Origin of the sequence: Paractinoplanes bogorensis (assembly GCF_018829635.1) — a bacterium.
In the GTDB taxonomy this organism is placed as follows: Bacteria; Actinomycetota; Actinomycetes; order Mycobacteriales; family Micromonosporaceae; genus Actinoplanes; species Actinoplanes bogorensis.
The window spans coordinates 160314-182311 of record NZ_JAHKKG010000005.1 but is presented as its reverse complement, the minus strand read 5'-3'; the positions used below and the strand labels follow the sequence as shown (position 1 = coordinate 182311).

Below are 21998 nucleotides of genomic sequence, written 5' to 3'. Positions count from 1 at the left end.
GGCGCCGCCGAGCTGGCCCGTCTCGTCCATGGCATCGCCCGCGCCACCGACCGCCGATGGAACCGAGCCCGCCCCTGACCACGTCCAAGCCCGCATGCCGAAGCGCCGAATGATCATTGCGGGCCTGGTCGTGGGGGTCGTCGCCTCGGCCGTGACCGCCGCCGCCGTCATCGCCGACCGCCCGAAGCCGGCCTGCGCCTGCAGCATCGAACCCGACCTCAGGGGTCCGGCGCTGGATGCCGCGACACGGTTCGACACTCTGGTCCGGCAGGCCGACATCTCCGCCGCGTGGGCGTTGCTGACCGATCAGGCGCATGCCCGTTACACGGACGAAGCCGGCTTCCGGCCCACGTTCGACCGCCTCAGGAAGACCGCGCACGAGGCAGCACGCAAAACCGAGGCAGCGCGCGAGCCCGAAGCGGCACGCACAAGCGAAGCCGCGAACGCGAGCGGAGCCGGCTGGCAAGCGGTGAGCGAGCGGGCCCGCTACGACCGGCCGAGCGAGGTAGTGCTCGTCCGAGCGGCCCGCACGATGCTGGTCCTGATGCGGCTCGGGCAGGCCGGCAGCGAGCGCATCGATCCCGAACCGCCGACATTGAAGCTGACGGCACACGTCGAGGACGGCGGCGTACGCGTCGGATTGCCGGACGCCGACCTGGACCGCGTCTCGTTCGTCACGATCGACAGCCTGGGACGGACCGCCCGGCCCGCCCGGGAGCCCCTCTCCGAGGACGCGGTCCGGCTGACCGGGAGCCGGCCGCTGCACCCTCCGATCACCGTCATCGCGATCGAGGACAGCACCGACGGCCCCCGGCTAGAAGCCGTAGCGGTCCCCGGCTAGAAGAGGTCAGCGGATCGCGGCCACCTCGGCCGGGGTCAGCTTCAGACCGGCCGCGGCGACGTTCTCCTCCAGGTGGCCGACCGAGCCGGTGCCCGGGATCGGCAGGATCTTCGGCGAACGGGCCAGCAGCCAGGCCAGCACCACCGCGTACGGCGTCACACCGTACTTGGCCGCCGCCTCCTGCACCGCCGTGTTGCCGTCGAGGTTCTGGATCGGCGCCCACGGCAGGAACACGATCTGCTCCTGCTCGCACAGGTCGACCAGCGACTCCGACGTGCGGTCGTCCACGTTGTACCGGTTCTGCAGCGACACGATCGGCGTGATCCGCTGGACGGCGCGCAGCTGCTCCTCGTTGAAGTTGGAGACGCCGATGTGCCGGATCTTGCCCTCGTTCTTCAGTTCGGCGAGCGCCCCGACCGACTCCTCGACCGGCACCTTGGGGTCGGGCCGGTGGAACTGGTAGAGCGGGATCTGCTCGAGCCGCAGCCGCCGCAGACTGCCCTCGAGCGCCGACCGCAGGTGCTCGGGCCGCCCGTCCGGCTCCCACACGCCCGGCCCGGGACGCACCAGTCCGCCCTTGGTGGCAATGACCAGATCTTCCCCGTACGGATACAGCGCCTCAGCGATCAGCTCTTCGCTCACGTCAGGCCCGTAGGAATCCGCGGTGTCGATGAAGTTCACGCCGACCTCGACCACGCGCCTCAGCACGGCCTTGGCCTCGTCGCGGCTCTTGGGTTCACCCCAGATGCCGTCCCCGGTGATCCGCATGGCACCGTAGCCGAGGCGGTTCACCGTCAGGTCCCCGCCGAGGTCGATCGTGCCGGCCGCGCTCGCATCCGCTGTGCTCATAAGTCCGACTCCCTACGCTGGTTCCTCCCGCCGAAGCTACGCCCGATCGGCGCACGCGGCCCGCCGAGCGAACGAGACGTGGCCCACGTCCGGGCGCGGCGACCCAGGGAGTCAGAGCATGCCGTGGGTGAATTCCAGCAGGTCGGTCCGGCCGATCTGGCGAAGCGCGTCCGGCACTTCACCGAGCCGTCCCCGCAGTTCCAGGTACTTCAGGAGGTCACGCGCCTCGTAGCCGTCGCCGAACTTGCCCTGCTCGTGGCCGGCGACTTCCAGGAAGTCCGCCAGCTCACGCCAGTCCGGGCCCAGGTGGCTGCAAAGTTTGACACGGAAGGCACCCGACCAGGTCACGTCGCCCGCCCGCAGGTCGCCGCCGAGCGCCGCCACGGGATGCCGATCGCCGTCGTCATCGGGGCGGCCAGGGCGGGCCGGCGCGCCGCCACGAACCGCGCCGGCCAGGGCGTCCAGGGCTCTCGCGGGTCGCGACAGAATGTCCGGCCGATCCGCCAGCACTGCCAGCTCGGCTCTCGACAGGGGGCGCAGGACGACGATCCGGCCGCCGCCGTCGTCGTACTGCACCAGGAGGAGGTTGGGCGGTATCAGCATGGCCGCCTGCGCGACGTTCTGCAGTCTCTGCAGCAGCTCCGCCATGAGTTTGAGCGCTTCGGAGTCGTGCTCGGAGTCCGTCTCCGAGGCGCTCAACGCGTCGGCGATGTCACCCGTACGGGGGCCGGCCGGGTCGGACCGCTGGGCCGAGGCGAACCGGCGGACCGACCCTCGCTCGATCCGGCTCGCCGACAGCTCATCGAATCCCGAGTGCCGCGCGATCACGTCCACGGCGTCGAACACCTGGCGGGCCAGATCCTCGTCGTCGGTGTCCAGATAGGCATTGAGCGAGGCGTGCGCCGGTCGCTCCGAAGTGTCGTCGCCGGAGTCCCGGAGAGGTTCGGCAATGACGATCAGCGTTCCGTCGATGGATCGCGAAGCCCTGCGCACCGGTCGCGGATAGACGGCCGAGATCGCCCGGTCCCGTTCCTCCGCCGTCACCGTCTGATCGTCGGCCGCCCGGTGCCCGGGCACCGCCGGGACCCAGGACTCGCCGGCGGATCCGGACGGCCGGCCGGCCCGGGCCGCAGCCGTCGTGTCGGCCAGCGCGAGGAACTGCCGTTTCGACGCCAGTGCGCGCTCGGCGTCCTTGACCCGCCGCCGGTCGCCGGACGCCCGGGCCCGCTCGAGACGCTGCTCGGCCTCGGCCACCTGCTCGCGCATCTGCCGCAGCAGCGGGTTGTCCTGCGGGGCGGTCCGGCGCCAGGCCGAGTCCATCGCCACCCGGATGCGCTCCTCGGCCACCCGCCAGCGACGATCCAGTGACGCGGCCGACTCGCGCGGCACCCGCCCCACGTCGTGCCACGCGGCCTGGGCGTCGCGCAGCTTGTTCTGCGCACCGCGCGGGTCGGCGTCCACGTCGAGCGCTTCGACCTCGGCCAGGATCGCCTGCTTCCGGCTCAGGTTGTCCGCGTATTCGGCGTCGCGAGCCGAGAACGCCTCACTGCGGCGGACGAAGAACGCGTCCTGCGCGGCCCGGAACCGTTCCCACAGACGCTGCTCGGCCTCCTTGGCCGCCGGCGGCGCCTCCTTCCACTCGCGCATCAGCTCCTTGAGCCGGCCGGCGGTCGCCGACCACTCGGTCGACCCGGACAGGCTCTCGGCCTCCGTGACCAGTTCTTCCTTGGCCGTCTGGGCCTGCTTGCGCTGGCCGTCGAGGGTGGCGAAGTGGGCGCCCCGGCGGCGGGTGAACTCGTCGCGCGCGGCCGCGAAACGGCTCCACAACTCGCCGTCGGTCTTCTTGTCGACACCACGGATCGTCCTCCACTCGTCGACGATCTCCCGGAGCCGGTCGCCGGCCACCTTCCACTTGGTGGAGCCGGCGGCGATCTTCTCGGCCTCCTCGATCAACGCGGACTTCCGGGCGACCGCCGCGGTCCGAAGATCCTCGCGGGCCGTCCGCTGCTCGGCGGCCTTCTCGCCGGCCAGAACGGCCAGGCGGTCCAGCCGCTGGGCGAGCCCGTCGATGTCGCCCACCACATGGGCCTCGTCGAGTTCCGAGCGCACCCGTTGGACGGTGGCGAGCGAGTGCGACGCATCGGCCATACCGGACTTGAGGCGGGCCTCGATCAGGTCGACCTCGGTCACGAGGTCGGCGAAGCGCCGCGCGAAGTGGGCCAGGCCCTCCTCGGGGGTGCCCGCCTGCCAGGAGCCGACCACCCGGTCGCCCTCGGCCGTCTTCACGTACACGGTGCCGTCGGCATCCACGCGCCCGAAGGCCGTCCAGTCGTTCATGTGGTGATTGTCGCGCGGCGCGCAACCTCAGCGCTGTTCGAGGGAGCGGCGCAACTCGGCCAGCTTGCGTTCGGAGTCGCTGCCCGGTTCGGCGTGGAACAGGATCAGCAGCTGGTCGTCCTCCTCGGCCGGGCGCAGCACGGTGTCGCGCAACTGCAGGTCGCCCAACGCCGGGTGTGCCAGGTAGACATCACCCAGCGAGTGGTCCCGTACGGGATGGGCCGCCCACAACTCCGCGAACTCGGGACTGGCCGCACGGAGATCGGCCACCACCGACGCCAGCGCCGGGTCGTCGGGGTGGCGCGCCTGGGCGGCCCGGAGCCGGCCCACCATGTCCTGCGCCTGCATCTCCCAGCGGGCGAACCGACCCCGGCACTTGTCGTCCAGGAACAGCAGCCGCGCCCAGCTCAGCGTGCCCTCGGTGGCCCACGGCGTCTCGAACGGCAGGTGGTCGGCGAACAGCGCGTGGGCGAGGCGGTTCCAGCCCAGCATGTTCATCGAGCGCCCGAGCACCCCGGCCGGCACCTCGTGCAGCGTGCGGAGGATGAGTTGCAGTGTGCCGGTCAGCTGTTCCGGCTCGGCCGGGGCGTGTTCGCTGCGGGCCAGCCGGAACATCTGGGCGCGGTCCTGCTGGTCGAGCCGCAGCGCGGTGGCGATCGCCTCGAGCACGCTCTCGGACGCGGTGACCGCACCCTGCTCGATGCGCGTGTAGTAGGAGACGCTCACGCCGGCCATCAGGGCCAGTTCCTCTCGGCGGATGCCCGGGACGCGCCGCCGGCCGTAGCTGGGCAGCGGCAACTGCCCGGGATCGAACGCGCCGCGACGGAGGCGAAGGAACTCGCCGAGCGCCGCGAGCCTGTTCTGCGGGCGGGACACCGCTGCACTCCTTCCGGCCGGGTGGCCGAAGTGTACGGCGGTAGGGCCAGGGTGACGTGACGGTCGCGGCGTAGCCAGACCACGTCGTGGATACCCAAGGTTCAGTGCTGGTTGGCTCGGCGGGCGCCGCCCAGGCTCATGGGCATGACGAATGCACAGGGGCCCGTGCTGGTGACAGCCGCGACGGGCAAGACGGGGCGACGCGTGCTCGCCCGGCTCACCGACCTCGGGATCGACGCCCGTGGGATCACCCGTTCCGACGGTTTCGACTGGGATGCGCCGGCGCGATGGCCGGAGTTCCTGACCGGGGTGCGCGCGGCGTATCTCGCGTACGCACCGGACATCGCCATGCCGGGGGCGGGGGCCAAGGTCGCCGCCTTCGCCGAGGCCGCGCGGGCACACGGCGTGGAGCGGCTGGTCATGCTGAGCGGGCGCGGCGAGGAGACCGCGCTGGCATCCGAGCAGGCCGTACGCGTAGTGGCGCCGGACACGACGATCGTGCGGTGCTCGTTCTTCGCGCAGAACTTCGACGAGGGCGCGCTCGCCGGCTACATCGCGGCCGGCACGCTGACGCTGCCCGTGATCGACATGCCGGAGCCGTTCGTCGACGTCGAGGACGTCGCCGAGGTCGCGGCCAAGGCGCTGGCCGAGCCGGGCCACGAGGGCCGGCTGTACGAGGTCACCGGCCCCGAGCTGCTCACCTTCGCACAGGCGGCCGAGCTGCTGGGCGCCCAGGCGATCGCGGTGCCGGTGGACGAGTGGCGGGCCGAACTGGCCGCCGCGGGTCTGCCGGCCGACCTGATCGACCTGCTGGCCTACCTGTTCACCGAGGTCATGGACGGCCGCAACAGGTCGGTGGCCGACGGCGTGCAGCAGGCCCTGGGCCGCCCGGCCCGCCGATTCGAGGAGTTCGCAGCCGAGATGAAGAAGGCAGCCGCCTGAAAATGCCTCACGACGTTGCCACGACGGGGGCCACGAGAGGACTCCGCGCGATCCGTGTCGTGGCCGACACGCTCATCGTGGCGACGTGCGTGAGCGCGGGCGCATGGGTGCTCACGGCCCACGCCTGGGGCCCGGAACTGGTGGCGGCCGTCCTGCTGTTGTCCGCGATCGCCGCCGTCCAGTTGTGGTTCAGCCGCGCGGCCGGACGGCTGCACGGCCCCCTGGCGTACCGGATGCTCGCCCTGCATGCGGTTCTGTGCGGTGTTCCGGTGATCTATTACCGGAGCGCCTGGATCGCCCTGCCCAGCCTGGTCGCCGCCACCGCGCCGCTGGTGCTGCGCAGGCGATGGTCGGTGCCGCTCGCCCTCGTGGTGGTGAGCGGCACCCTCGGCTATCTCTGGCCGTTCCCGCCCGCCACCCCGCTGTCGCTGGCCGCGTTCATGATCCAGGTGTACGGCTTCACCCGGCTCGGCCTGCTGGTGGTCGAGCTGCACCGCACCCGCCGGGCGCTCGGCACGGCCGCGGTGGCCCGGGAACGCCTCCGGTTCGCCCACGAGCTCGAGTCCCGGCTGGCCGGGAGCCTCCTGATCATCGAGGCGCGGGCCCGGCAGCGCCCGGCGCCGGTGACCGAGCTGCTCACGGTCGCCCGGCAGGCGCTGGCCGGGATGCGCGCCTTCGCCCGCGACCACCGCGACTCGGGCCCGGTGTTCGTGCCGCCCGAGCCGATGGCCCGGGCCGTGCGGGGCGCCGACGGACTCGTCCACGCCCTGCTGGCCATCTGGCTGACCACCATGCTCATCCGGGTGCACGAGGCCCACGGCGGGCCGGCCGCGGTGGCCTGCGCCGTCGCCACCATCGGACTGCAGGCGGGCTGGATCAGCCGGACGACCCGGACGACCCCGCCGCCGGTGCTCGCGCTGATCGTTCAGGCTGCGGTCGTGCTGGTGCCGATGGCGCTGGCCGACGGCTGGCCGGCCGGCGGCCGGGGTCTGCTCGCCGGGTCGTGCCTGCTGGTCCTGCGTGGAGCGTACGGATGGGCCGGGTTCACCGTCGTGGTGGCGGTCGACGGCGTCTGGCGGTGGGCGCAGTCGCCGCCGCATCTCGGCGAGGCGGTCACGCTGTTCACCGGGACGATCGTCATCGGGCTCGCGACCTATGCCATGACCCGCAACGCCCGGCTGGTCCGTGACCTCGTCCGGATGCGGGCCGAGCTGGCCGCCGCGGCCGTCGCCGCCGAGCGGGTCCGGTTCGCGCGCGACCTGCACGACCTGCTCGGCCTGGGCCTGTCGGCGATCGCGCTCAAGGCCGAACTGGCCCGGCGCCTGCCCGCCGGCGCGGCCGCGGGCGAGCTGGCCGAGATCGCCGAGATCGCCCGGAACGCACGGACCGAGATCGGCCTGGTCACCGCGGGCGACCGTGACCTGTCTCTGGACGACGAGCTGCGGGTGGCCCGGTCCACCCTGCCCACGGCCGACATCACGGCCGATCCGCCGCCGCTGCCGCCGGCCGTGCAGACCGTGCTCGCGACCGTGCTGCGCGAGGGCGTCACCAACGTGATCCGGCACAGCACCGTACGGCAGTGCGCGATCCACCTGTTCGAGAAGGACGGCGTCGCCACCCTCGAGATCGTCAACGACGGCGCGGGAACGGCCGGCCCCGGCAGCGGCCTGCGCAATCTCGCCGAGCGCGTCGAGGCCGCCGGCGGCGCGCTGACCGCCGGGCCGCACGGCGACGGGATGTTCCGCCTTCGCGTCACCATCCCGGTCGATGACAAACGTCCCGCCCGACCGGCGACATCGGAATCTACGGCGAGCGGCCCGCCCCGGCCAGGCTGATCCGGTAAGCGAAACAGACGAAACGAGGAGACATGACCACCAAGATCTTCGTGAACCGGCCGGTCGGCGACGTCGCCGCGGCGATGAAGCCAGCGGCATGACGGGCCGGCAATGGCGCGGAATCGCGGTCCTGGCCCTGCCCACCCTGCTGCTCTCGCTCGATACCAGCGTGCTGTTCGTGGCCCTCCCCCGGCTGAGCGCCGAGCTGGGCGCGAGCAGTACGGAACAGCTGTGGATCCTCGACATCTATTCGTTCCTGCTCGCCGGGTTCCTGGTCACCATGGGCGCGATCGGCGAACGGTTCGGCCGGCGCCGGCTGTTGCTGGCCGGGGCGGCCGCGTTCGGGGTGGCGTCGATCCTGGCCGCGTACGCCCCCACCCCGGCCACGCTGATCGGGGCGCGCGCGGTCCTCGGCATCGCGGGCGCGACGATCATGCCGTCGACCATGGCGCTGCTCCGGTCGCTGTGTCCCGAGCAGCGGCACCTCAACCAGGCTCTCGGCATCTGGTTCGCCTCCTTCACCGGCGGCATGATGCTCGGTCCGCTGGTCGGTGGCGTGCTGATGGAGTCGTTCTGGTGGGGCTCGGCGTTCCTGCTCGGCGTACCGGTCATGGTGCTTCTGCTGATCGTGGGCCCGGCCGCGCTGCCGGAGTTCCGCGACCGCGAGGCACCCCGGCCCGACCTGCCCAGCCTGGCCATGTCGCTGGCCGCCGTGCTGCTGATCATCCACGGCGGCAAGACCCTCGCGCACCACGGCTGGTCGGCGACAGCAGTGGCCGAGGTCGCGGCCGGCGTCGCAGTGGCTTTGGCTTTCGTACGCCGTCAAGCCGTCCTCGCCCATCCCCTGCTCGAGCTGAGCCTGTTCCGCAACCGCACGGTCGCCACCTGCATCACGGTCATGCTCGGCGGCGGAGTTGTCATGGCCGGGGCGGAACTGACCGCCACCCTGTACCTGCAGTCGGTCCTCGGCCTGACCCCGCTGCAGGCCGGCCTGTGGATGCTGCCGGCGAACGCCGCGATGGCAGTCACCGCCCTGCTGGCGCCGGTGCTGGCCCGGCGGTGGCCGGTGGTCCACCTGGCCGGCGGTGGCCTGCTGATCTCCGCGGCGGGCATGCTCGTGATCACCGGAGCCGGCCCGTACGACGGCATCGGCCGGCTGGTGACCGGTCTTACCGTGGCCACGATCGGGCTGTCCCTGCCGATGAGCCTGCTGCTCGGGCTGATGCTGGGCGCGGTGCCGGTCGACCGGGCCGGCTCGGTGGCCTCGGTCAACGAGACCGGCGGTCAGTTCGGCATCGCGGTCGGGGTCGCGTTCCTGGGCAGCGTGGCCACGGCGGTCTATCGCCATGGTCTGCCGCCCGGGGCCGAGCCCGTACGGGAATCGGTCGCGGCCGCCGCCGGAACCCCGTTCCTCGACGTCGCGCGGGTGGCGTTCACCGACGCGGTCCACGTGGTCGGCGTCGTCGGTGCGGTCCTGTTCGCGCTGATGGCCGTGCTCACCCTGCGCGTGCTGCGGCGCAAGCCCGCCCTGGAACCGGTGGGCTGAGATGGACGACGCGCTGGCCCAGGCCCTCGCCGCCGTGGCGTACCAGGGCAGCGCGGCCCTGCGCTGCCTCCCGCACGACCCGGAGGCAGCGCGGGTCCATCTCGAGACGCTGACCGAGGTGGCCCGCCACGCGTTGTGGGCCACCCGTCCGGCGCACGACGGTCCGCCCGCGCGGCTGGCCGGGGTGCTCGAGCGGGCCGCGGCCCTGCTGCTGGCGGCCGGCGTGCGCACCACGGTCACCGACCGGACGGCCGACGGCACCCCGGACCGGCGAGCCGTAGTCGAGGAAGCGCTTGTGACCGCCGTACGGGAAGAGGTCCTGAATGTGTTGCAGCGCGGCACGGCCCGCCGGTGCGACATCGAAGTGAGCAATCAGGGCGGCTCGGTCCGGCTGGTCATGACGAACGACGGCGGCGGTCGTCCCCCGCTCACCGTGGAGGTGCCCCGATGATCCGGATCCTGATCGCCGAGGACATGCCGATCATCCGCAAGGCCCTGGTCGCGTTGCTCGCGCTCGAGCCCGGGCTCCAGGTGGTGGCCGACGTCGGGCGGGGCGACGAGATCATGCCGGCCGCCCTGGACGTGCGGCCCGGCATCGCGCTGCTCGACATCGATCTGCCCGGGATCAGCGGGCTCGACGCGGCCGAGGAACTGCACCGCCACCTGCCCGACTGCAAGATCATCATCCTCACCGGGCTGGGCCGCCCGGGCAATCTGCTGCGGGCGCTGAGTGCCCACGTCCGCGGCTTCGTGGTGAAGGACGCCCCGGTCGAGACCCTCGTCGACGGCATCCGCCGGGTCGCCGCGGGCGGGCGCGTCGTCGACCCCGACCTGGTCGCGGCCGCCCTCGACACCGGGGCCAGCCCGCTCACCACCCGCGAGGCCGACGTGCTGCGCATCGCGGGCGACGGCCATTCGACCGTGCAGATCGGCCGGATGCTGTCGCTCTCCCCGGCCACGGTCCGCAACTACCTGTCCAACGCCATCGCGAAGACCGGTGCCCGCAACCGGATCGGCGCCATCCGGGCGGCCGAGCGCGCGGGCTGGATCTGACCACCCCCGAAAGGAATCAGACATGTTGGGACTCACCGCCGAGGTCATCCGCCCCGGCGACGACAACTACGACCGGGCCCGCCGGGTCTTCCTGGGCCGGGTCGACCGCCACCCGTCGATGATCGTGCGGGCCGTCGATGCGGCCGACGTGTCGGCCGTGATCCGGTATGCACGGGACGCACATGTGCCGCTCGCGGTGCGCAGCGGCGGGCACGGATGGCACGGCGTGCAGAACGACGCGATCGTGCTCGACCTGTCACTCATGCGTTCCGTGACGATCGATCCCACAACTCATACGGCCTGGGCCGAACCGGGCGTGACCGCCGCGCAGTACGTCGCGGCGGCGGGTGAGCACGGGCTGACCACCGGGTTCGGTGACACCGGATCGGTCGGGCTGGGCGGGCTGACCGTGGGCGGGGGCGTCGGTTATCTCGTACGCAAACATGGTCTGACGATTGATGCCCTGCTCGCGGCCGAGGTGGTGACGGCCGACGGCGAGCTCGTCCGGGCCGACGAGTCGACCCACCCCGACCTGTTCTGGGCGATCCGGGGCGGCGGCGGCAACTTCGGCGTGGTCACGCGCTTGAAGTTCCGGCTCCACCCGGTGTCCACCGTGCTGGGCGGGCTGCTCGTCCTGCCGGCCACCAGTCATGTCCTCGCCGATTACCTGGCCGTCTCCGATGCGGCGCCCGAGGAACTGTCGAGCATTCTCAACGTGATGACCGCCCCGCCGCTGCCGTTCCTGCCCGAACGCTGGCACGGCCGCCCGGTCGCGATGGCCAACATCGTCCACGCGGGCGATCCGGAGGCGGGCGAGCGCGCCGTGGCTCCCCTGCGTGCCCTGGCCGAGCCGATCGCCGATCTGGTGCGGCCGATGGCGTACGGGGAAATGTTCGCCGGAGAGGAGGAAACCGGGATCCATCCTCTGAGCGTGGGCCGCACCTGGTTCGCCGACGAACTGAGCGAGCCGGATCTGGCCGTCGCCCTGCGCCACCTCGAATCGGCGACCGCCGAGCCGGCCGTCCTCCAGCTGCGCGTGCTCGGCGGCGCGATGGCCCGGGTGCCGTCCGGCGCCACCGCCATGGCCCACCGGGAGCGCCGCCTGATGATCGCCGCCGCGGCCGTCTTCGCCGACCCGGCCGAGCTCGGCGAGCAGACCGCCTGGCTGCACGGCCTGCTCACCGACCTCAAGCACACCCAGCACGGCGCCTACGTCAACTTCACCCACGAGGACGCCCAGGACCGGCTGCACGAGATCTATCCGCGTCCCACCTATGCGCGCCTCGCCTCCATCAAGCGCCGCTACGACCCGGGCAACATGTTCCGTTTCAACGCCAACATCCGGCCGGCCTGACTAGCAGACAGTCCGCCCGCGGATGCGGGATCGGCCAGAATCGCCCCCGGGCCGCCCGCGACTGCTGATGATGAACACGGCGACGTGACCATCACCAGGAGGCGTAGGTGACGCACTCCCTGCTGAACCATGCCGACCCGGATCAGCCGGTCGACGTGGCGGAGATCCGTGCGCCCGAACCGGCCCCGGATCCCGACCCGGCCCGGGTGGCCCGGCTGCGAAGGATCTGGCTGGTCTGGCTCGGTCTCGCGGCCGCCTTCTGCACGGGCCAGATGCTCACCACCCCCACCGGCCCGGTCGGCGGCCTGATGACCCTGACCATGCCGTTGCTGTTCACCATCGGGATCGTGGCCGGCGTCCTGCTCAACCGGCCCCGGCCGCGCTGGCCCTGGCTCCTGCTGGCCGCGGTCGGCCTGATCACCGTGGCCGGCTACGGCATCTGGTGGTCGGGCGCCACCACCACCGCCTTCACGGTGTTCATGACCGTGTACCCGTTGGAGGCGATCGCCCTGCTCGCGATCGTCCGCGGCGGGTCGTGGCGGCAGGACCGGGCCGGTCTGCTGGACACCGCGATGATCAGCGTCGGGCTCGCGATGGCCTGCTGGATGCTGGTCATCACGCCGCTGCTGCGGGTCAGATCAGCGTTGCCGGGCGACATGTTCGTGGCGCTGTTCCCGTTCGGCGACGTGCTGCTGCTCAGCGTCCTGGTCCGGTTCTTCACCTCGCGCGGCCTCCGCAACGCGGCGTTCTGGCAGATCAGCGCGTCGCTGCTGCTGCAGACGATCACCCACATGGCCACCCTGCTGCCGTCGCTGTTCGCGGCGGCGGCACCGGACATCCGGTCGGTGAGCTCGCTGTCCGGGTTCCTGATGGCCGGGGCCGCGTTGCACCCGTCGATGCGCAAGCTGACCGGGCGGCCCGTACGCCCGACGGCCGAGATGTCGCCGCGGCGCGTCCTGCTGGTCAACCTGGCCTGTATGGGAGCGCCCGGCCTGCTCATCGCCCAGGGGTTCCTGCAGCACGGCCGGGTCGGCTGGCTGGCCGCCGGGAGCGGCTGCATCCTGCTCTTCTTCCTGGTCACGCTGCGGATGGTCGATCTGGTCGGCCAGGTGCAGGACAAGGCGGACCAACTGAATGCCGTCGCGCACATCGATGCGCTGACCGCCTTACCGAACCGGCGGGCGTGGGATCTGGAGCTGACCCGCCGGATCGCGGCCGCCCAGCGGCACGGCACCCCGGTCGTGGTCGCCATCCTCGACCTCGACCACTTCAAACGGTTCAACGACGAGCACGGCCACCAGGGCGGCGACGAGTTGCTGACCGTGGCCGCGGCGGCCTGGCGCGAGCAGTTGCGCCCGGAAGATCTGCTGGCCCGGTACGGCGGCGAGGAGTTCGGCGCGATCTTCGATCACTCCCGGCTGGCCGACGCCGACCACATCATCGAACGGCTGCAGGCCGTCACCCCGCTGGGGCAGACGTTCTCGGCCGGGGCCGCGCAGTGGAACGGCAACGAGTCGGCCGACGTGTTGCTGGCCCGGGCCGACGCCGCCCTCTACGCGGCCAAGCGGGCCGGCCGGAACCGGGTGTTCGTCTCCGCCACTCGTTAGAAAGTATTCCTTGACAGGAATATTCTGTTGAGAGAATAATTCTGTCCATGGAAGTCCTGTCCGCCCTCGGCGATCCGGCCCGGTGGCAACTCGTCGGTCTGCTGGCCGAGCGCCCACGCCCGGTCGGCGTCCTGGCCGAGCTGGCCGGCGCCCGTCAGCCGCAGACCACCAAGCACCTGCAGACCCTCGAGCGCGCCGGGGTGGTCTCCTCCCTACGAACCGGTCAGCGCCGCATCTACGCGCTCCGGCCGGAGGCCCTGCGCGAGCTGGCGACCGCCCTCGAGCACCTGGCCGGGCTCGCCGAGACCAGCAGCAAGACCTTTTCCGCGTACGGGGAAAGCCTCGGCGCCGAACGCGGGGCCGCCCAGCAGACGGGGTGGGCCGACGGTCGCGCGTTCCGATTCGAACGCATCCTCGCGGCCGGGCCGGCGATCGTCTGGCGCCACCTGACCGAACCGGACCGGCTGGCCGCGTGGTGGGCACCGGACGACCTGCGCGTCTCCGAGCTCGTGTTCGAGGCACGGCCGGGCGGCCGGATCGTGCAGGAGTACCGCGACGCCGAGGACACCGGCGCTTCCGAGCCGGTCGCGGGCCGGGCCGTCGGCGTCGTCGACGACGTGCGGCCGGGCGAGCGTCTCGCGTACCGGCTGTCGCCCCTGCTGCCCGACGGCAGTCCCGCCTTCACCGCCCACGTCACGTTCGCGCTGGTCGCGGACGGGCCGGGCACCGCCCTGGCCGTCGACTACCGCATCACCGGCAGCGCCACCGACGCGGCCGACTTCATCGCCGGCATCGAGATCGGCTTCGGCCAGAGCCTCGATCGGCTGACCTCCCGTTTACCAGAAGGAGCCTGACCCATGCGCCGAGTAGTCACCAACATGAGCCTGTCCCTCGACGGCTGCTACGCCTCGCCGAACGGTCCGCAGGACATGGGCTGGGTGATGCCGTACGCGATCAGCGACGTCGCCCGCGCCCACCTGACCAGCCTGTGGGAGCCCGCTTCGACGGCGTTGCTCGGGCGGCTCAACGCCGAGGGGTTCATGGGTTTCTGGCCCACCGTGATCGGGGCCGAGGGCACCGACCCGCGCGACGAGGCGTTCGCGAAGTGGCTGGTCGAGACGGACAAGGTGGTGCTCTCGTCCACGCTCGGGGAGGCACCCTGGGAGCGCACGACGATTGCCGACCGGCCCGCCCCCGACGCGGTGGACGCCCTGCGGAAGGACGGCGGCGGCGACATCCTCGTGCTGTCCAGCGCCAGCGTCATCAAGGCGCTGCTGGCGGCCGACCGGGTCGACCGGCTCGCGCTGATGGTCTTCCCGATCTTCCTGGGCGGCGGCCCGCGCCTGTTCGACGACGCCCTGCCCGCGGCGAAGTGGCAGCTCGCCGGCCAGGCGGCCGGTGAGCACGGCGAGCTGTCCCTGGTCTACGACCGGGTGCGCTAGGGACGCGCCCGACCTGCGGCCGGGGTGATGATCTCGACCCCGGCCTCGGTCAGGGCCTCGCGCAGGTCGCGCGGGGGCATGCTGTCGGTGACCAGGTAGTCGGCCGCCGACAGCTCGGAGACCTGGGCGAACAGGCGCCGGCCGAACTTCGACGAGTCGGCCAGGATGGCCACCCGGGTCGCGCGCGAGACCATCTCCTGCATCATCGCGGCCTCGGCCAGGTTGCTTGTCGTGTAACCGGCGTCGGGCGAGACCGCACCGACGCCGATCAGCGCCAGGTCGCAACTGATGTCGAGGTCGGCGCCGCCGTTGGCGCGGAAGCTGACCGGCCCGATGGTGGCCAGGGTCAGCGCGCGCACGGCGCCGCCGAACACGTAGATGTCGCGGATCGCGCTCGCCGGCAGCGCGGACGGCGCCAGCAGATTGTTCGTCGCCACGGTGAGCTCGCGGTGCTGGCTCAGGGCCCGGGCCACGGCCAGCGTGGTGGTGCCGCCGTTGAGCATGATCGTCGAGCCGTCCTCGACCAGGGCCGCGGCGAGCTCGGCGATCTGCTCCTTCTCCTGCTCCTGGATGCTGAGGCGCTGGTCGACGGCGCGGTCCGTGCGGTTCAGGGTCGAGCGGCTGACCGCTCCCCCGTACGTGCGCACGAGCACCCCGTCGGCACTGAGCTGGTCGAGGTCACGGCGTACGGTGTCGATGGAGACGCCGAAACGCTCGGCCAGCGCACTGACCGTGACCTGCCCGGTCTCCGCCACATAGGCCGCCAGCTGGGCCTTTCGCCCGGCCGGCAGATGCCGTTGCCGGTCGTCTCTATCGACGCTCACCGCTCCCCCTCGGTTGTCGTGCGGCAGTATGCCACAACCTCGCGTTAACAAAGCACGCCGCAGCGAAGAGCTGCGAAGAGCCGCAGAGTTGGGCATCTAGGTCGCACATACTGCATCACCTGGGCAACCCACGGCAATAGCCCGACCGGCTGCAGGCCAAGTCTTGCCGCAGTCTGCAGAACTTCGCAAGATTCTGCGGTTCTTTCTCTTGTTAACCTCCGTAACACGTTGCTAACGTGGCGCCAACCTCGCAGAGAACAGAAGGACCTCTCTATAGAAGGAGCACGACATGGCCATTCGGAAGGCGTCTCGGACGCGACTGATAGGGGCCCTCACGGCCGCGACGGTCGCTCTCGCCCTGGGAGCCTGCGGTGGTGGTGGTTCGGACGAAGCATCGGACGGCACCGTGACCCTGGAGTTCGCCCAGTGGTGGGCTCCGGAGCTCCCCGCCGGATCGTTCGACAAGATCATTAACGAGTTCCAGACCGCGAACCCGACCATCAAGGTCAAGCTGCTGAGCGGCCCGTACGCGTCGACCAAGCAGCAGCTCGTCACCGGCGCGGCGTCCAAGACGCTGCCCGACGTGGTCGGCCTCGACGGCGCCTGGGTCAACGACTTCGCCAAGCAGGGCGCGATCACCGACCTGTCCAAGCTGATGACCGACGCGAGCTACGACCAGAGCCAGCTGGCCAGCCAGATCCAGCTCGAGGGCAAGACGTACATGATCCCGGTGGTCAACTTCGTCTACCCGCTCTTCGTGAACCAGGACCTGCTCACCAAGGCCGGCGTCAGCAAGGTGCCGAGCACGCGCACCGAGTTCCTCGACGCGGCCAAGAAGATCAGCGCTTCCGGCGGCAACGTGAAGGGCTGGGCGCTCCCGCTCGACACCGCCGTGCCGAACGGCATCCAGAACGACGTCATGTCGTGGCTCTGGGCCTCCGGCGGCACCATGCTGGCCGACGGCAAGCCGGCGCTGACCACCCCGCAGGTCAAGAGCGTGGTCGACTACGTGAAGAGCCTGAACGACGCCGGCGTGATCGCCGACGGTTCGCTCACCATGAAGGAGCAGGACAAGGTCGAGAAGTTCACCACCGGTCAGGTCGGCATGGTGTTCGACTCGCTCGCGCACATCAACCTGGTCAAGAAGAACGCCCCGGACCTGAAGTTCACCATCGCGCCGGTCCCGGCCGAGGACGGCTACACCGGCAAGCGCGGCATCCCGTACGCGTCCTGGGGCATCGGCGTCGCGAACTCGTCCGAGCACAAGGCAGAGGCGTTCAAGCTCGTGCAGTTCCTGATGGATCAGAAGACCAACGGTGAGCTGGCCACGCTGGCCAACGGCTTCCCCGGCAACAAGAACGCGAAGCCGGACTTCAGCAACAGCGACCCGCTGTTCGAGGAAGCGTTCAAGATCTATCAGGAGGGCACCCCGGCCAACGAGTTCGTCGGCCTGCCCAAGTCGGAGGACCTGATGCGCAGCTTCGACGAGAACCTGCAGCTGGTGCTCACCGGCAAGTCGAGCGTCGACGACGCTCTCAGCAAGTCGCAGGACTCCTGGTCCTCGGTTATCGGTTAGCAGTTCCGCCTCGCCGCGCCGGTCCGCCGGCACGGCGAGGCGACCCAAGGAGACAGCGATGACATCCCTGACTGTGGAAAAACCGCCGTCGGCCGAGACCGAGGCGCCCACGCGCGGCAAGAACTCCTGGGCCCGGCGCCTGACGCCGTTCGGCTACCTGTCCCCCACCGTGGTCCTGATCGTGGTCCTGATGGTGGTCCCCATCATCATGGTGATCAGCTACTCGTTCCGGGACAACGTGATCGTGCAGGACAACTCGGTCTTCGCCGGGTTCGCCAACTACGCCACGGTGCTCAAGGATCCGGACTTCCTGGCCGCGCTGAAGAACACGTTCATCTTCATCACGGTCAGCATGGTGGCCCACCTGCTGCTCGGCCTGGGCTTCGCGATGATGCTCAACTCGCCGCTGCTGAGCGGGGTCACCAAGGCGATCTTCCGGGTCGTCTACGTGCTGCCGTGGCTGTTCACGATCGCGGTCATCGCCGTCATCTGGCGGCTGCTGCTCGACCCGTCCGGCGTGATCAACTACCTGCTGACGACCCTGAACATCGTCTCCGACGGTGTGAACTGGCTCGGCGACCCGGGTTCGGCCCTCTGGGTCGTGACCTTCGTGAACATCTGGTCGGGCTACCCGTTCTTCATGATCAGTTTGCTGGCCGGCCTGCAGGGCATCCCCGGTGAGCTGTACGAGGCGGCTTCCGTGGACGGGGCCAACCCGTGGCAGAAGTTCTGGAACGTGACGATCCCGCAGCTGCGCCCGGTGATCATCAGCATGGCCGTGCTCGACCTGATCTGGACGTCCCAGCAGTTCGCGCTGATCTGGATGATGACCGGCGGCGGCCCGCTCAACTCGACCGAGATGCTGAGCACCTTCACCTACAAGCTGGCGTTCAGCGAGTACGAGTTCTCGACCGCGTCGGCCAGCGCCGTGATCGTGCTGCTGCTGACGATGGTCCTCGCCTTCTTCTACGTCCGTCAGCAAAGGGAGCGGTGATGACAGCCCCCACCACGACCCTGCGGTCCCGGCGCACGCTGGCCAAGACCGGCGTCATCATCGGCCTGATCCTCGGCGGCCTGTTCGCCGGCCTGCCGGTGCTGTGGATGCTCTCCACGTCGCTCAAGCCCAACGGCGAGGTGTTCGCCAACCCGCCCAAGCTGATCAGCGACAACTTCTCGTTCGACGCCTACACCCAGATCCTCGGCAACGGCGCCCAGTTGCGGTTCTTCCTCAACAGCTACATCGTCGCCATCGCGGTGACGGTGCTGACCCTGCTCGTCGCGGTCCTGGCCTCGTACGCCTTCAGCCGCTTCACCTTCCCGCTGTCCAAGACCATCAACGCCATGATCGTGAGTGTCCAGGCGGTTCCACCGATCACCCTGGTCATTCCGTACTTCGGTCTCGTCGTCGGTCTCGGCCTCTACAACACCTACCCGGGCCTGATCCTCACCCACATGGTGTTCACCCTGCCCTACGCGATCATCATGATGACCGCCTACTTCAACACCCTGCCGAAAGAGCTGGACGAGTCCGTCAAGGTCGACGGCGGCAACAGCTGGACCGCGCTCTGGCGGATCCTCGTGCCGATCTCGGTGCCGGGTCTGATCGCGGTCGGTGTCTACACGTTCATGATCTCGTGGAACGAGTACCTGTTCGCGCTCACTCTCACGCGGACCGACGACATGCGCACGGTGCCGATCGGCATCCAGCTGCTCATGGGCCAGCACTCGTACGAATGGAACCAGATGATGGCGATGAGCATCCTCGGGTCCATTCCGGTTCTCGTCCTCTTCCTGATTTTCCAGCGGCGGTTCATCGGGGGACTCACCTCCGGTGCTGTCAAGGCCTGACCCCCCTCTCAAAGGAGAACCCCAGCAATGCTCACGACCGGCAAGGCGATCCTCGACGTCGCTAACGAGCACAACTTCGCCGTGCCCGCCTTCAACATCAGCGACTGGGCGATGTTCAAGGGCATCGTGGAGATCAGCGAGGAGACTCAGGCTCCGCTCATGGTGGCCATCCACCCGGACGAGGTGGCGCACATCGGCCGCGACATGATCGCCGGCATCATCGAGCGGGCGCACCGTTCGAGCGTGCCGATCGCGATCCACTGGGACCACGGCGGCACCTACGAACAGGTCCTCCAGGCCGTCCAGTACGGCTTCACCTCGGTCATGATCGACGCCTCGATGAAGCCGTTCGACGACAACCTGGCCATCACCAAGAAGGTCGTCGACTCGGCCCACGTCCTCGGCGTCTCGGTCGAGGGCGAGCTCGGCACCATCGGCGGCAACGACACGTACGCCGAGGGCGGCTCCGACACGATCATCTACACCGACCCGGACGACGCGGTCACCTACGTCAAGCAGACCGGCGTGGACAGCCTCGCCATCGCGATCGGCACCTTCCACGGCTTCTACCCGGCGCACCTCAAGCCGGAGCTGAAGCTCGACCTGCTCAAGGAGATCAAGGGCCGGGTCGGCATCCCGCTGGTGCTGCACGGCGGTTCGGGCAACCCGGACGACGAGATCCGGGAGGCCGCGCGAACCGGCATCAACAAGATCAACATCTCGACCGACATCAAGGTCGCCTACCACAACAAGATGCGCGAGGTGCTGGGCAACGACCCCAAGACCCGCGAGCCCAACGCGATCCAGCCCGCCTGCATCGCGGCCATGAACGAGGTCGCCGCCCAGAAGATCGAGCTGTTCGGCGCCGCCGGCAAGGCCAAGCTCTACTGAGATGAGTGACGCGTCCCGTGTAGTTCTGGGCCTCGGCGGTTGCGTCGACTACGAGTTGAAGCTCACCGCCGAGGTGCTGGAACAGCTGATCACCACGTACGGCATCAGTGCCGTGGAACTCACGTCGCCGACGGCTGCCGTGGCCGGCGAACGGGACCTCGTCGTGTCGATCCTCGGATATGTGGCCCGGGGCCAGGGTGGCGAGCACTTCGTCGCCTCGGCTCCGGCCCTGTCCACCTTCGCCGACCGTTTCCCGCACCGGACGACGCTCGGCGGCACCTCGGTGCGGGCCGGTCTGCTTCTCGACCGGCTCGGCATCCCGTCCGCGCTGCACCTGGTGACCGTGAACGACGACTTCCGCCGGCTGCTGCCCGCCGACGGCGAGTGGTTCAACTCCGGCACCGACGACACCTTCTATCCGCACCTGATCGTGCAGTTCGACGCGGGCCTGCATGTCCGGTCGGGCGACATCGACATCACGTCGCCGTTCCCCAACCGGCTGATCTACGTCAACGACCCGGCCAACGAGACCATGCGGCTCACCGACGACCTCGGCGACCGTCTGGCCCAGGCCTCGGTGTTCCTGATCTCCGGCTTCAACGCCATGCGTGACCCGGCGTTGCTCGACGACCGGCTGCGGGCGTTGCGCACCCACATGGCCGCGCTGCCCGCGTCGGCCGTCACCTACTTCGAAGACGCGGCCTATCACGAGCCGTCCTTCAGCGCGCGGGTCCGCTCGGCGATCCTCGACCGGGTCGACGTCTACGGACTCAACGAGGACGAACTTCAGACCTACCTTTCCCGTACGGTCGACCTGCTCTCGCCGCACGAAGTGGCGGACGCCGTCACCTCGCTCTTCGAGCTGATCCCCGCGCCCGCCATCGTGCTGCACACCAAATACTGGGCCGCCGTGTTCGGCTCCCACGCCGATGCGTATGTCGCGGCGGTCGAGGCCGGCGTGCTCATGGCCGCGACCCGCTACGTGCACGGCGACCATTTCACCGACGAGGACATTGCTTCCGTACGCCGCCGGCCCCGTCGCCCGGCCGGCTTCGGCACCTCGCTGGAGTCGCTGATGGACGGCCGGGCACGCGTGATCCCCGGGTACATTCTCGACGTCGCCGACCCCACCACGGTCGGTCTCGGCGACACTTTCGTAGGCGGCTTCCTCTCCGCGATCGCTGGAGTTTCTCGATGACAGTTGTGTCCCTGCCCGCGAACCAGCCCGAGACGTTCTACCGCGGCGACGGCCGGATCGCCTCGTTCCGCACCCTGCCCGCGCGGCCCGACCGGCCCGAGGACTGGGTCGGCTCGGTGACCGACCGCTTCGGTCTGGGCCCCTCCGGCCAATCGCCGTTGCCCGACGGCCGCCTGCTGGCCGAGGCGATCGCCGCCGACGCCGCCTACTGGGTCGGGCCCGGCCGCACCGACACCGGCGTGCTGGTCAAGCTGCTCGACGCCGGCCAGCGCCTGCCCCTGCACGTGCACCCCGATCGCACGTTCGCCAACGCGCACCTCGCCTCCCCGTACGGGAAAACGGAAGCCTGGGTGATCGTCTCGGCCCGCGCCGACGCGTTCGTGCATCTCGGGTTCGCCCGCGACGTCTCGACCGAGGAGCTGGCCGGCTGGGTGGCGGCCCAGAAGACCGACGAGATGCTGGCGGCCACCAACAAGGTGCCGGTCGCCGCGGGCGACGCCATCCTCTGCCCCGCGGGCGTGCCGCACGCCATCGGCGACGGCATCCTGCTGGTCGAGGTGCAGGAGCCGACCGACTTCTCGGTGTTGCTGGAGTACGAAGGTTTCGGCCTGGCCGACGGCCACCTGGGCCTCGGCTACGACCTGGCCCTGGAGTGCGTGGACCGCGGCGCGTGGACCCCGTCCCGCCTGGCCGGCCTGCGCGGAACCCCCGACCGTCTGCTGCCCGCCCAGGCCGACCAGTTCTTCTCGGCCGCCCGCCGCTACGGCGGCGACCGCATCGACCAGGGCTTCAGCATCCTGGTGGCGGTCTCCGGCGAGGGCACCCTGACCGGCGAACACGACAACCTCCCCGTCAAGCGCGGCGACACCCTCCTGGTTCCGTACGCGGCGGGTCCGCTCGCACTGACCGGCCCGGTCGAGGTCGTCCGCCTCTCCGCCTGACCGATCGCTCGGCGCCGGCCCGCTCATGCGAGGGAGCG

The 21998-nt window shown here is 70.4% G+C and carries 20 protein-coding genes and 1 pseudogene; 16 read left to right on the top strand and 5 right to left on the bottom strand.

What is annotated here, in order from left to right; translation table 11 throughout:
- The first annotated feature begins 28 nt into the window (after positions 1-28).
- Positions 29-841: a hypothetical protein gene (locus KOI35_RS16260; RefSeq protein ID WP_215788296.1), complete on the top strand. Its 813-nt coding sequence runs from the start codon at positions 29-31 to the stop codon at positions 839-841.
- Positions 842-847: 6 nt separating this feature from the next.
- Here the strand turns inward: KOI35_RS16260 and KOI35_RS16255 are convergent, their stop codons facing one another.
- The 4 genes and pseudogenes from KOI35_RS16255 to KOI35_RS16245 all read right to left on the bottom strand — a co-directional run bounded on the left by KOI35_RS16255 (position 848) and on the right by KOI35_RS16245 (position 4903).
- Complete coding sequence (locus KOI35_RS16255; protein WP_215788295.1) at positions 848-1690, bottom strand: aldo/keto reductase; 843 nt, start codon at positions 1688-1690, stop codon at positions 848-850.
- Between the two features lie 111 nt (positions 1691-1801).
- Positions 1802-2293, bottom strand: a complete 492-nt coding sequence (locus KOI35_RS49240; RefSeq protein WP_369076854.1) for a death domain-containing protein — start codon at positions 2291-2293, stop codon at positions 1802-1804.
- Positions 2294-2830: 537 nt separating this feature from the next.
- A pseudogene (locus KOI35_RS16250) lies at positions 2831-4027 on the bottom strand (DUF349 domain-containing protein); the annotation flags it as partial.
- A gap of 27 nt (positions 4028-4054) precedes the next feature.
- Entirely contained in the window at positions 4055-4903 is an 849-nt protein-coding gene (locus KOI35_RS16245; RefSeq protein WP_215788294.1) for a helix-turn-helix domain-containing protein, read from the bottom strand.
- 144 nt (positions 4904-5047) lie between these two features.
- On the opposite strand from KOI35_RS16245, the gene KOI35_RS16240 reads away from it, so the two are divergent.
- The 9 genes from KOI35_RS16240 to KOI35_RS16200 all read left to right on the top strand — a co-directional run bounded on the left by KOI35_RS16240 (position 5048) and on the right by KOI35_RS16200 (position 14682).
- Positions 5048-5845, top strand: a complete 798-nt coding sequence (locus tag KOI35_RS16240; protein WP_246613241.1) for a Rossmann-fold NAD(P)-binding domain-containing protein — start codon at positions 5048-5050, stop codon at positions 5843-5845.
- Between the two features lie 59 nt (positions 5846-5904).
- Positions 5905-7680 (top strand): sensor histidine kinase, encoded by a 1776-nt coding sequence (locus tag KOI35_RS48935; protein WP_215788292.1) that lies wholly within the window; start codon positions 5905-5907, stop codon positions 7678-7680.
- A gap of 97 nt (positions 7681-7777) precedes the next feature.
- Entirely contained in the window at positions 7778-9226 is a 1449-nt protein-coding gene (locus tag KOI35_RS16230) for an MFS transporter (protein WP_215788291.1), read from the top strand.
- A gap of 1 nt (position 9227) precedes the next feature.
- Positions 9228-9677: a histidine kinase gene (locus KOI35_RS16225; RefSeq protein WP_215788290.1), complete on the top strand. Its 450-nt coding sequence runs from the start codon at positions 9228-9230 to the stop codon at positions 9675-9677.
- Positions 9674-10279, top strand: coding sequence for a response regulator transcription factor (locus KOI35_RS16220; RefSeq protein ID WP_215788289.1), 606 nt, complete (start codon positions 9674-9676; stop codon positions 10277-10279). Before KOI35_RS16225 ends, KOI35_RS16220 begins: the two co-directional genes overlap by 4 nt.
- Before the next feature lie 22 nt (positions 10280-10301).
- Entirely contained in the window at positions 10302-11633 is a 1332-nt protein-coding gene (locus tag KOI35_RS16215) for an FAD-binding oxidoreductase (RefSeq protein WP_215788288.1), read from the top strand.
- Between the two features lie 107 nt (positions 11634-11740).
- Entirely contained in the window at positions 11741-13240 is a 1500-nt protein-coding gene (locus KOI35_RS48930; protein WP_215788287.1) for a GGDEF domain-containing protein, read from the top strand.
- Between the two features lie 47 nt (positions 13241-13287).
- On the top strand, positions 13288-14094 hold the full coding sequence (locus KOI35_RS16205) for a metalloregulator ArsR/SmtB family transcription factor (protein ID WP_215788286.1): 807 nt from the start codon (positions 13288-13290) through the stop codon (positions 14092-14094).
- Between the two features lie 3 nt (positions 14095-14097).
- Entirely contained in the window at positions 14098-14682 is a 585-nt protein-coding gene (locus KOI35_RS16200) for a dihydrofolate reductase family protein (RefSeq protein WP_215788285.1), read from the top strand.
- On the opposite strand, the gene KOI35_RS16195 is transcribed toward KOI35_RS16200, so the two are convergent.
- On the bottom strand, positions 14679-15506 hold the full coding sequence (locus KOI35_RS16195) for a DeoR/GlpR family DNA-binding transcription regulator (protein WP_308121028.1): 828 nt from the start codon (positions 15504-15506) through the stop codon (positions 14679-14681). The two genes, KOI35_RS16200 and KOI35_RS16195, sit on opposite strands and share 4 nt — an antisense overlap.
- Before the next feature lie 289 nt (positions 15507-15795).
- On the opposite strand from KOI35_RS16195, the gene KOI35_RS16190 reads away from it, so the two are divergent.
- The 6 genes from KOI35_RS16190 to KOI35_RS16165 are packed head-to-tail and all read left to right on the top strand — an operon-like array spanning position 15796 to position 21960.
- Positions 15796-17082 carry an ABC transporter substrate-binding protein gene (locus tag KOI35_RS16190; RefSeq protein ID WP_246613240.1) on the top strand — a complete coding sequence of 429 codons (1287 nt, stop codon included), beginning with the start codon at positions 15796-15798 and terminating at the stop codon, positions 17080-17082.
- A 58-nt stretch (positions 17083-17140) separates the two neighbouring features.
- Positions 17141-18076, top strand: a complete 936-nt coding sequence (locus KOI35_RS16185) for a carbohydrate ABC transporter permease (RefSeq protein WP_215788283.1) — start codon at positions 17141-17143, stop codon at positions 18074-18076.
- Positions 18076-18930 carry a carbohydrate ABC transporter permease gene (locus KOI35_RS16180; protein ID WP_215788282.1) on the top strand — a complete coding sequence of 285 codons (855 nt, stop codon included), beginning with the start codon at positions 18076-18078 and terminating at the stop codon, positions 18928-18930. The genes KOI35_RS16185 and KOI35_RS16180 overlap by 1 nt, the downstream gene beginning before the upstream one ends.
- A gap of 27 nt (positions 18931-18957) precedes the next feature.
- Positions 18958-19821 carry a ketose-bisphosphate aldolase gene (locus tag KOI35_RS16175; RefSeq protein WP_215788281.1) on the top strand — a complete coding sequence of 288 codons (864 nt, stop codon included), beginning with the start codon at positions 18958-18960 and terminating at the stop codon, positions 19819-19821.
- A 1-nt stretch (position 19822) separates the two neighbouring features.
- Complete coding sequence (locus tag KOI35_RS16170) at positions 19823-21019, top strand: ADP-dependent glucokinase/phosphofructokinase (protein WP_215788280.1); 1197 nt, start codon at positions 19823-19825, stop codon at positions 21017-21019.
- Entirely contained in the window at positions 21016-21960 is a 945-nt protein-coding gene (locus KOI35_RS16165) for a class I mannose-6-phosphate isomerase (protein ID WP_215788279.1), read from the top strand. Before KOI35_RS16170 ends, KOI35_RS16165 begins: the two co-directional genes overlap by 4 nt.
- The last annotated feature ends 38 nt before the right edge of the window (positions 21961-21998 follow it).